This is a genomic window from Rhodococcus sp. NPDC056506 (assembly GCF_042794945.1).
Taxonomy (GTDB): Bacteria; Actinomycetota; Actinomycetes; order Mycobacteriales; family Mycobacteriaceae; genus Rhodococcus_F.
This window is the reverse complement of record NZ_JBHTSW010000076.1, coordinates 1-10,744: the sequence shown is the minus strand read 5'-3', so window position 1 is coordinate 10,744 and position 10,744 is coordinate 1. Positions and strand designations below refer to the sequence as shown.

At 63.4% G+C, this 10,744-nt stretch carries 10 protein-coding genes; 6 read left to right on the top strand and 4 right to left on the bottom strand.

All coding sequences use genetic code 11. The features are described 5' to 3' along the window. Positions 1-115: 115 nt before the first annotated feature. The 3 genes from ACFQ6H_RS29385 to cofC all read right to left on the bottom strand — a co-directional run bounded on the left by ACFQ6H_RS29385 (position 116) and on the right by cofC (position 4,104). The gene (locus ACFQ6H_RS29385; RefSeq protein ID WP_378650361.1) at positions 116-1,042 is read right to left on the bottom strand and encodes a bifunctional NUDIX hydrolase/histidine phosphatase family protein; all 927 of its coding nucleotides are present in this window, start codon (positions 1,040-1,042) and stop codon (positions 116-118) included. Between the two features lie 17 nt (positions 1,043-1,059). Next, positions 1,060-3,219 carry an RNA degradosome polyphosphate kinase gene (locus ACFQ6H_RS29380; RefSeq protein ID WP_378449575.1) on the bottom strand — a complete coding sequence of 720 codons (2,160 nt, stop codon included), beginning with the start codon at positions 3,217-3,219 and terminating at the stop codon, positions 1,060-1,062. A gap of 135 nt (positions 3,220-3,354) precedes the next feature. Then, complete coding sequence (gene cofC, locus ACFQ6H_RS29375; RefSeq protein ID WP_378650359.1) at positions 3,355-4,104, bottom strand: 2-phospho-L-lactate guanylyltransferase; 750 nt, start codon at positions 4,102-4,104, stop codon at positions 3,355-3,357. A gap of 126 nt (positions 4,105-4,230) precedes the next feature. On the opposite strand from cofC, the gene ACFQ6H_RS29370 reads away from it, so the two are divergent. The 3 genes from ACFQ6H_RS29370 (at position 4,231) to ACFQ6H_RS29360 (ending at position 7,556) form a co-directional block, all read left to right on the top strand. After that, positions 4,231-5,229, top strand: coding sequence for an NAD(P)H-dependent glycerol-3-phosphate dehydrogenase (locus tag ACFQ6H_RS29370; RefSeq protein WP_019747941.1), 999 nt, complete (start codon positions 4,231-4,233; stop codon positions 5,227-5,229). Beyond that, complete coding sequence (locus ACFQ6H_RS29365; protein WP_378650357.1) at positions 5,226-6,377, top strand: cystathionine gamma-lyase; 1,152 nt, start codon at positions 5,226-5,228, stop codon at positions 6,375-6,377. The genes ACFQ6H_RS29370 and ACFQ6H_RS29365 overlap by 4 nt, the downstream gene beginning before the upstream one ends. A 72-nt stretch (positions 6,378-6,449) precedes the next feature. Continuing rightward, positions 6,450-7,556, top strand: coding sequence for a D-alanine--D-alanine ligase family protein (locus ACFQ6H_RS29360; protein ID WP_378650355.1), 1,107 nt, complete (start codon positions 6,450-6,452; stop codon positions 7,554-7,556). A gap of 34 nt (positions 7,557-7,590) precedes the next feature. Here the strand turns inward: ACFQ6H_RS29360 and ACFQ6H_RS29355 are convergent, their stop codons facing one another. Next, entirely contained in the window at positions 7,591-8,283 is a 693-nt protein-coding gene (locus tag ACFQ6H_RS29355) for a DUF3515 domain-containing protein (RefSeq protein ID WP_378650353.1), read from the bottom strand. 77 nt (positions 8,284-8,360) lie between these two features. On the opposite strand from ACFQ6H_RS29355, the gene ACFQ6H_RS29350 reads away from it, so the two are divergent. Genes ACFQ6H_RS29350 through ACFQ6H_RS29340 form a run of 3 tightly spaced genes read left to right on the top strand, consistent with a single transcriptional unit; the run spans position 8,361 to position 10,612 of the window. Beyond that, entirely contained in the window at positions 8,361-9,410 is a 1,050-nt protein-coding gene (locus ACFQ6H_RS29350; RefSeq protein WP_378650351.1) for a thiamine-phosphate kinase, read from the top strand. A 9-nt stretch (positions 9,411-9,419) separates the two neighbouring features. Next, the gene (locus tag ACFQ6H_RS29345) at positions 9,420-9,941 is read left to right on the top strand and encodes a gamma carbonic anhydrase family protein (protein ID WP_378449565.1); all 522 of its coding nucleotides are present in this window, start codon (positions 9,420-9,422) and stop codon (positions 9,939-9,941) included. Then, positions 9,941-10,612, top strand: a complete 672-nt coding sequence (locus ACFQ6H_RS29340; protein WP_378650349.1) for a uracil-DNA glycosylase — start codon at positions 9,941-9,943, stop codon at positions 10,610-10,612. The genes ACFQ6H_RS29345 and ACFQ6H_RS29340 overlap by 1 nt, the downstream gene beginning before the upstream one ends. The last annotated feature ends 132 nt before the right edge of the window (positions 10,613-10,744 follow it).

Sequence of the window (10,744 nt, the reverse complement as noted above, 5' to 3'; positions counted from 1 at the left end):
GATTCAATCCGCGGCTGCACCTCTTTTTGCTGTCTCGGAGAAGTCTGAATTCTCCTGTGTTTCAATGCTTTGCAAAACTACCGAATCGGTCCCAGGCTCCGATTGCCCAAATCCCTCAGGAGTTGGCGACTTTGGGGAGCGGGCTGTCGAGGTGATCGGCCGCGACAAGACGGCCGTCGAGGAACGAGAGCACCCAGGTGCTCGCCTTACGGTTGCGTGCAGAGGGCAGTGTTACGCCGGCCGTGTCGGCCCACCAGCGCATCAGATCGGGAATGACGCCTCCTTGGCTGCAGATCACGGGTGTGCCCTCCAGCGCGGCGATCTGCAACGCACGGGCCCGAGCGGCATCGGGATCGGCCGCATAACCTTCTTCGGTCAGAAGAGGTTCCGTAGAAATCTCGACACCCAATGCCTCCGCCAACGGCATCACCGTGTCGATGCAGCGAGTACGGTCGGCCGCGAAAACGGAATCGGCGCCGAAGATTTTCAGCTGCTCGACCAACGAGGCCGATTGCTCTTTGCCCTTGGCGTCGAGTGGACGCAGATTGTCGTCGCCCTTGTATCGCTTCCGGCTTCCGGCTTTTGCGTGGCGGACGAGTAATACCGTTTTGGTGTCCGGCCGAATGGAAACGAAGCGGCGAAGAATCATTCGATCCATCGGGTACGAAAGATGATCGGCGACCTCGGCGACCGGAAGCCAATAAAGAACATCCACTTCGTTATTCGGTCCGAAATCTCCGTCGACTGCTTCTGCCGACCAGTATTCGACCCGCTTGAGTTTGCGATGCCCCGGGATCGGGTATGTCACGCCACCGAGGTGCCTGCCGAAACGTCCCGTGATCGAGGTCTCTTCGCGCACCTCGCGAACCGCCGCGGTCAGGAAGGTCTCGCCGGGGTCGAGTTTCCCTTTGGGGAATGACCAGTCGTCGTACTTCGGTCGATGTACGACGGCGATCTCGATGGCGGAAGGATCCTCAGGAGCCTTCCGCCACAGAACCGCGCCTGCGGCAAAGATGTTGGCTTTGACCGGCTTGTCGCTCATTGTGTGATCCGAGCCCGTCAAGACCCGCTGGAGGTGCGGCTGCGCATCAACGACTGCTGATGCTCGCGTACGTCCTCGCCGCGTTCGGGGGCAGCTACCCAACTGCCGTCCGGATGCAGTACCCAGCAGCGAGTTCGGGGATCGAGCGCGGAATCGAAGATGTCACCGAGTTGCTTCGACAGTTTCGGATCCTTGACCTGCACCATGACCTCGACGCGGCGATCGAGGTTGCGGTGCATCATGTCTGCGCTGCCGATCCAGAATTCGTCGGCAGAGCGGAAATGGAACATTCGCGAGTGTTCGAGGAACCGGCCGAGAATGGAACGTACTTCGATGTTTTCGCTGAGGCCCGGAACCCCCGGCTTGAGCGCGCATATTCCGCGGACCACGATCTCGACGGGGATACCGGCCTTGGATGCGCGGTACAACGCGTCGATGACCTGCTCGTCCACCAATGCGTTGGCTTTCAATCGGATACCGGCATCGCGGCCCGCGAGCTTGTGAGCGATCTCGTTGTCGATCCGCTCGATGATCCCGCGGCGAACCCCGTACGGCGCAACGAGAAGGTTGCGGTAACTCGTCTTACGGGAGTATCCGGTCAGCGAGTTGAAGAGGTCGGTGAGGTCCGCGCCGATCTCCGGTGCTGCGGTGAGCAATCCGACGTCCTCGTACATGCGCGCGGTCTTCGGGTTGTAGTTGCCGGTGCCGATGTGGCAGTAACGGCGAATGGTCGACCCCTCACGCCTGACGACGAGGCACGTCTTGCAGTGAGTCTTGAGACCGACGAGACCGTAGACGACGTGAACGCCGGCCTGCTCGAGTTTGCGTGCCCACTTGATGTTGGCCTGCTCGTCGAAGCGCGCCTTGATCTCCACGAGGGCAACAACTTGCTTGCCGGCCTCGGCGGCGTCGATCAGTGCGTTGACGATGGGGGAGTCGCCGGAAGTGCGGTACAGGGTCTGCTTGATCGCGAGCACCTGCGGGTCGGCGGCGGCTTGTTCGATGAAGCGCTGAACGCTGGTGGAGAACGAGTCGTAAGGATGGTGGACGAGCACGTCGCCGTCGCGCAGGGTCGAGAACACACTCTTCGGCGTCTCACGCTCGCCGAACGCCGGATGCGTCGCCGGGACGAACGGAGCGTCCTTGAGTGCCGGCCGGTCGACGGCGTAAACCTGCCAGAGGCAGGACAAGTCGAGGAGGCCGGACACCTCGATCACGTCGGCCGGGTCGACGTCGAGTTCACGCAGAAGCAGTTCGAGCATGTGCTCGGTCATGTCGTCCGCGACTTCGAGTCGGACGGGCGAACCGAAACGGCGACGCGCCAATTCACGTTCGAGTGCCTGCAACAGATCCTCGTCGCGATCCTCTTCGACCTCGAAATCGGCGTTGCGTGTGATTCGGAAAGCGTGATGTTCGACGATTTCCATTCCGGGGAACAGTACGTCCAGATGAGCCGAAATCAGTTCTTCCATTGGAAGGAACGAATCGATGGTGGACGAAGATGTCGTGCTCTTGACTCGCACGAACCGGCCGACGTTGTCGGGGACCTTGACGCGAGCGAAGTGTTCGCCGCGGGTGACGGAGTCCTTCACGGTGACGGCGAGATTGAGGCTCAGTCCGCTGATGTAGGGGAACGGGTGGGCGTGATCGACCGCCAACGGCGTCAGTACCGGGAAGACCTGCTCGTGGAAATGCGCCGATAGTCGGCCGTGATCGTCGGCGCTGAGATCGGCCCACCGAACGATCGAAATGCCTTCTGCCGCCAGCGCGGGGCGGACCGAGTCGAGAAACACGTGTGCGTGCTTGTCGGCGAGCTCCTGGGTGCGGCGCGCGATGAGCGCCAATTGTTCGCGTGGGGAGAGTCCGTCGGCAGACCTGACCGACAGGCCCGTCTCGTCGCGGCGCTTGAGTCCGGCGACCCGGACCATGAAAAATTCGTCGAGATTGGAAGCGAAGATGGCGAGGAACTTTGCGCGTTCGAGCAACGGCAGTGACTCGTCGGCGGCCAATGCGAGAACGCGCGCATTGAAATCGAGCCAGCTGAGTTCGCGGTTGAGGTAACGATCCTCGGGGAGTCCGACGAGCAGTTCGGGTAGCTCTGCCTTGGTAGCTGCAGGGGGAGCGCCCGGGATGTTGGTGGCAGTCGCGACGGCCTGAGATCGAGTCGAGGCGGCCACGCCGTTCTCGTGTCGGTCGGAGCTGTGGTCTCCGTCCGACTGGTCTTCGGAAATACGGTTTTCGAGTGCTTCGCCATTGCTCACTCGTCGATCATCCCCCACAATCGCGCGGTCCGACAATCGATGAAAGAAAATTCATCGACTGTTCGACGGCGCGGCCTTGAGTCTGGTCAACGAAGCCAGTGTGGCTGGGCCTACTCCCAGTGCTCGCACAGTGTCGAGGTCGGCATGAGTGTCGACGTCGGTCCGCAGTCCTGGCCACTGGCCGGTCAGTCGTCGTGCGCCTGAATTGGTATGTCCGCGTGCGGATTCCGGGCCGAATAGAGGGTCGAGTGAGCTCTCGCCACACGCAAAGAGTGCCGAGGTGCCGGTGCCGTGGTGATCGACGACGACGGAACGCCCGCCGCTTCGGGCCGCGACCACAGCCTCCGACAACTCGCTCGGTTGCATGGCGGGCAAGTCGGCTTGCAGCACAACGAGGTCGACCACTCCGCGCTTGGCCCGGATATCGGCGGCCGCCGCGCTCAACGCGGCGTTGAGGGTTTCCTCCGTGCGCAATGTGGCGCCGTTGGTTCGTGCGGCGTCGGGAGCTGGATCGGCATAGACGGTGACCCCGGCGGAATACGCCAGAGCGGCGACCGTCGGGTCGGGGGTGACCACTGTGACGCTGTCGATAGCCGAGACGGCGGCAACAGTGGACAGGGTGTCGTGAAGCATTGCCAACACGAGGTCCGCCCGCGCGTCCGAGTCGAGTTCGTCCGCGAGGCGAGACTTGGCCGATCTCAAGGACTTGACGGCAACTATCGCATGCATGGGGCGTTCGATCTCCGCGTGCGCATGCGGCGTCTCCACGACGTGTGGGTACGGGGGTTCCGCGCTGTCCATTCCTCGATCTTGCCAGTCATCGCGCTTGGTGTCCGCGGCTGCCCACCGCAGCGAGCTACAGGCGATACTCTGTGCAGACGATTTTTCTGGCGGCGACCCGCTTCGCCGGGTAGACGGGGTGAGCGTGTGAGTAAGGCAGCTGTACTGGGCGCAGGTTCGTGGGGAACGGCGTTGGCGAAGGTGATGGCCGAGGCCGGAACCGACGTGACGATGTGGGCCAGGCGTGAAGAGGTCGCGAAGCGCATCGATACCACGCACGAGAACAGCGACTATCTGCCAGGCATTGCTTTGCCTTCGTCGATTCGCGCGACCCACCACCACGAGGAGGCGATGGCAGGCGCGGACTTCATCGTGCTGGCGGTTCCCTCGCAGTCGCTACGGGGAAACCTGGAGCAGTGGAAGGGCTCGATCGGACCCGATGCAACTCTGCTGAGTCTGGCCAAGGGGATCGAGACCGGGACGCTCATGCGCATGAGTCAGGTCATCGTGTCGGTGACCGGCGTGGAACCGGGGCGCGTCGCGGTGCTCTCGGGTCCGAATCTTGCACACGAGATCGCCAGCGGGCAGCCCGCGGCGACGGTGATCGCCTGCTCGGATTCCTCGCGTGCCCTCGCTCTCCAGGACGCTTGCGCTACCGGCTATTTCAGGCCGTACACCAATTCCGACGTCATCGGTTGCGAGATCGGTGGTGCGTGCAAGAACGTGATTGCACTGGCCTGCGGCATGGCCGCCGGTAGTGGGTTCGGCGACAACACCGTTGCCAGCATCATCACCCGTGGGCTCGCCGAGACGATTCGTCTGGGCGTTGCGCTCGGTGCCAAGGCATCGACACTTGCCGGTCTTGCGGGAGTCGGGGACCTGGTCGCGACCTGCACCTCCGAGCTGTCGCGAAACCGGACGTTCGGCGAGCGGCTCGGACGGGGCGGGTCGATGGAGTCGGCGCAGAAGGCGACAAACGGGCAGGTCGCCGAGGGCGTGAAGTCGTGCACGTCGGTGCGCGCACTCGCTGCCGGATACGACGTCGAGATGCCGTTGACCGACGCCGTCCATCGGGTATGCCACGAAGGCATGGCCGTCAGCGATGCAATCGGTCAGTTGCTCGGACGCCGGACCAAGCCGGAGTGAGCGAAATCGGTGTGAGTCACTTCGAGGGTTACGGGGATTCGACGCGCAGCGTCAGCTCGGTAGCGCGGGAACACGTGGCGGGTCAACCGATGCAGCTCGGCCCGGTATTCGCTGCGCCGTACCAACTTTCGGCCGACGAAGGTTCCGAATCCGATACCTACGCTCGGGCATCGAACCCAGGTTGGCGCGGACTCGAATCTGCGCTCGCGGCGCTCGAAGGAGCGGACCACGCACTCGTCATGGGTTCGGGAATGTCCGCGATCACCGCGACCTTGCGCAGCGTGCTCGTCACCGGGGATACGGTCGTCGTGCCGGCGGACGGGTACTACCAGGTGCGGTTGTACGCGAACGAACGGTTGGCGCCGTTGGGGATCACCGTTCGGGAGGTCTCGACCCTGCAGATGGGCGATGCGAGCTTCGCGGATCTGATCGAGGCGTCGCCGGGCCGCGTGGTCGTCGTCGCCGAGACGCCGTCCAACCCGGTGCTGGACGTGGTCGACCTTCGCGTGCTCGCCGACGTGTGCCACCGTTCGGCTGCGCTCCTGATCGTCGACAACACGACTGCAACACCGCTGGGCCAGCGCCCGCTCGAATTGGGTGCCGACATCGTGGTGGCCAGCGGCACCAAGGCCCTCAGCGGGCACAGTGACCTCCTGATGGGTTACGTCGCTACCTCCGATGCGGCGGTAGGTCAGCGAATCGAGCGCGAGCGACTCCTCTCGGGAACGGTGCTCGGACCCTTCGAGACGTGGCTCGCGCACCGGAGCCTCGGCACGGCAGGACTGCGATTCGGGCGTCAGTGCGACAACGCGCTTGCACTGGCCGAGATGTTGGTAGGTCACAAAGCAGTCCGGTCCGTTCGTTACCCCGGTCTTCGCGGTGACCCGTCCTTCGCAACGGCATCCGGTCAGATGAATCGATTCGGCGGATTGGTGAGCGTCGAGCTGGATACAGCTCAGGCGTTCCACTCGTTCGTCGACGCGAGTGCTCTCGTCACGGCTGCCACCAGCTTCGGCGGGATCCACACGACGGCGGATCGCCGTGCGCGCTGGGGCGATCCGGTCAGTGCGGGTTTTGTCCGAATCGCTTGTGGCATCGAGGACACCGCCGATCTCTTGGCCGATATCGAGCGCGCACTCGACGCGTAGACGGACCACGTCGATGATTTCCGGTCCGGCCCGATCGCGTGCCGAAGTCGATTCGGCGGTACGGTTTGACGCGTGAACAGCAGCCGTACCCGCGTGGCCGTGATCTTCGGTGGCCGGAGCAATGAGCATTCAGTGTCCTGTGTTTCCGCCGGAAGCGTCCTGAGCAACCTCGACCCCGATCGGTACGACGTCGTACCGATCGGCATCACCGTCGACGGTTCCTGGGTGCTCGGTTCGAGCGACCCCAGCTCCCTGGCGATCAGTGGGCGAGCGCTGCCGTCGGTCGACAAGGACGGAACCTCGGTGGTCCTCAGCGCGGACCCCACCCGCGAGGGCGAGGTCATCTCCTTCGACGGCACTGACGCCGGGGCGGTGCTCGCATCGGTCGACGTCGTGTTCCCGGTCCTGCACGGCGCTTACGGCGAAGACGGCACCATTCAAGGTCTGCTCGAACTTGCCGGGGTTCCGTACGTCGGACCCGGAGTCCTGGCTAGCGCCGCCGGCATGGACAAGGAGTTCACGAAGAAGCTTCTTGCCGCTGAAGGACTTCCCGTCGGAGTGCAGGTCGTGCTTCGACCGGGAACCGCAACGCTGACCGAAGAGCAGAAGGCGGAGTTGGGCCTTCCGGTGTTCGTGAAGCCCGCTCGAGGTGGTTCGTCCATCGGGATCACGCGGGTGAGCGATTGGGAGGGGCTGGACGGGGCAATCGCTCATGCACGCCTGCACGATCCCAAGGTGATCGTCGAAGGCGCGATCATCGGCCGTGAGGTGGAATGCGGCGTCCTCGAATTCCCGAACGGTGACGTCAAAGCGAGCGTGGTCGCCGAGATCCGGATGCCGGATTCCGACGCCGATTCGGACGCGTTCTACGACTTCGACACCAAGTACCTCGACGACATCTGCGAATTCGACATCCCCGCGTTACTCGACGAGTCGGTGAGCGACCAGATTCGAGAGCTGGCCGTCCGTGCGTTCAAGGCACTCGATTGCCAGGGACTCTCGCGGGTCGATTTCTTCGTGACCGCGAACGGCCCGGTGATCAACGAGATCAACACGATGCCGGGGTTCACCTCCATCTCGATGTACCCGAAGATGTGGAACGCCACCGGAATCGATTACCGCACTTTGATTTCGACGCTGATCGACACCGCTGTCGCTCGCGGCACCGGGCTTCGCTGATCAGGGAACCGCGACCGGCGCCGGGCTTCGCTGATCAGGGAACCGCGACCGGCGCCGGGTCGAGAGGCTTCTGCTCCAGAGTCGCCGTGATGGTGTCGGAAATCTCCTGAATCGGCGTCGGGCCGGTCCCGTCGGGAACCGTGATGCCGATGTACTCACCGCGGTCGACGGCAAACCAGGTGCTGGCCGCCAGACCGATGTCGGTTCCCGAGACCTGGAACCACTGGACGCCGTTCACGACCTGGAGCGCGGCCGCCTGGTCGAACTCGGTCGGACGATCGAGCCCGCAGCGCAAGACGATCGGCTCACCTTCGCTGCGCTGCCACGCGGCTGCTCCGGCCGGGGCAGGTTCCACCAACTCGGCTTTCGTGAAGTCGTCGATCTTGTCGGGAAGCGCGCCGAGGAGAGAAACGCAGGCCTCCGACTCGGCTGCCGGCGCCGGTACGGGTCCCAGCGCTACCGGCGAGAGTTCAGGATTATTGCCCGCGACGACGGCTGCGATCACCACTCCGACGATCAGGGCTACCGGCAGTGCGATGGCAGTGGCGATCAGCGCCGGGCTGCGGCGTTCGGTCGGATCGTCCTCGCCGTCGGGGTCGATGTCGGCGTTGTCTGCGGTGGAAGTGTTGTCTGCCATGCTCTGTTCTTCGCTCGGGTCCTGGTCCAGTCGATCAGCGGTCTTGTCACTTCTGAGGGCACGTCGGTGAATCGGTAGGATTGCCGACACACGCGTGAGCTTGCAGAAGCATTCACGACCACAGCTAGAAGGTACCGCAGGCCGCTTACGAGCGAATTGCGTCGGCATTGGAGACACTCATCGCATCATCGGAGTTCACCGCATCATCGGAGTTCACTGCATCATCGGAGTTCGAATCACAGCCCACTGTCGAGCAGGTGGGGGAGTTCGACGTGATCGCGCGATCTCTGGTCGGCCGAATCCAACCGGTCACCACCGAATTGGGGCCGGGTGACGATGCCGCGATCGTGACGTCCGGTGACGGCCGCGTGGTTGTCTCGTCCGACATGTTGGTCGAAGGCCGGCATTTCCGAGTGGACTGGTCTTCGCCACGGGACGTCGGCCGCAAGGCGGTGGCCCAGAACGCCGCTGATGTGGTTTCGATGGGAGCCAGGCCGACGGCATTCACGGTGTCGCTGGGGTGCCCGCCCTCGACTCCCGTCGACCTCGTCGACGGAATCTCGGCCGGGATCTGGGACGCGGCAACAGATCTGGGGGCCGGTGTGGTCGGCGGTGACCTGGTCCAGTCGCCGGTGATCGTCGTGTCGGTGACTGTGCTCGGCGATCTCGGTGGCCGTCCGGCAGTTCTCCGTTCGGGTGCAAAGGTTGGTGACAAGATCGCTGTCGCCGGGCTGTTCGGTTGCTCGGCAGCGGGATTGGCACTACTGCTCGACGAAACCGAACTGCTCGACGAAACCGGCAGTTTTCCAGATTTACTTGCCTCTCATCGTGTTCCGAATCCGCCGTATCAATCGGCATGGGACGCCGCAGAATCAGCACACTCGATGACGGACGTCTCCGACGGATTGATCGCGGACCTTCGACATCTCGCAGAGGCATCACACGTACGGTGCGACATCGTGTCGGCCGCGGTTCCCACCTCAGCAGACGTCTTGTCGGCGGCCGAGGCGCTCGATGTCGATCCGCTGCACTGGATCTTGTCCGGTGGTGAAGATCACGGATTTGCAGCAACTTTCGGACCGGAGGTCGAGATTCCGTCGGGATGGACCGTGATCGGTGAGGTCGTCGCAGGTTCCGGTGTCTCCGTCGACGGTTCTCTTCGCGAGAGCGGTGGGGGTTGGCACAGCTTTTCGACCACCGGCACCACTGCGGTATAGGTTGCTTTCATGGCTGTATATGCACTTGGAGACAGAGTTCCGGACATACATCCGGACGCATACGTCCACCCGGACGCGGTGGTGATCGGCGCCGTGACTCTCGCGGCGGGCACCTCGATCTGGCCGCAAGCGGTGTTGCGTGGTGACTACGGAACCATTTCGGTAGGTCTCGGATCGAATATCCAGGACGGAACCGTCATCCATTGCACTGCAATCGATGCGACCGTCATCGGTTCGGGTTGCGTCGTGGGCCACAACGCACACATCGAAGGTTCGACCATCGAAGACAACTGCTTGATCGCATCGGGGTCCGTGGTCCTCAACGGAACGGTGATCGGTACGGGGTCGATCGTCGCCGCTGGTGCGGTGGTGGCTAACAAGATGCAGGTTCCGCCGCGCAGCATGGCGCTCGGTGTGCCCGCCAAGGTTCGTGCGGGATACGAGGTTCCGCTCGGTCACCTCGACGGCAACGTCAAGATGTACGCAGCCAATGCGGCGTACTACCGCGACGCGTTGCGCAGGCTCGACTGATGGCGCCGCTTGCAGAGATCGTCGATCCAGGGTGGGCGCGGGCACTCGAACCGGTGTCGGAGCAGATCTCCGCGATGGGCACGTTCTTGCGTGAAGAGATCGCTGCGGGGCGAGAGTATCTGCCGGCGGGGGAGAACGTCTTGCGTGCGTTCACGAATCCGTTCGACGACGTTCGAGTGCTCATCGTCGGTCAAGACCCCTACCCGACGCCCGGTCATGCTGTCGGGTTGAGCTTTTCGGTCGCCCCGGACGTGCGTCCGGTGCCGCGAAGCCTCGGCAACATCTACAAGGAATATCACCAGGATCTCGGATTGCCGATACCGTCGAACGGCGATCTGACTCCGTGGTCGAAACAAGGTGTGCTGCTTCTCAATCGCGTTCTCACCGTGCAGCCGGGTCAAGCCGCTTCGCATCGTAAGAAGGGCTGGGAACCGGTGACCGAGCAGGCCATTCGCGCTCTGGTCGCGCGATCGTCACCGATGGTCGCGATCTTGTGGGGTCGCGACGCGGCTACTCTCGCGCCGATGCTCGGCGACACACCGATCATCGAATCCGCGCATCCGTCACCACTTTCGGCTTCGCGCGGTTTCTTCGGTTCGCGTCCGTTCAGTCGTGCGAACGAGCTCTTGACCGGACTCGGAGCTGATCCGGTCGACTGGAATCTGAGTTGAACGAACTGCGTCTGAACGAACTGCCGTGGGGGGGGGGGGGGGGCCGCGGGGGGGGCCGCCCCAAAAATAAAAAAGCATTGTGGGTGTTTTATTATGGGGGCGGCAGGGGTCAGAAAAGAGCAGCACCACCCC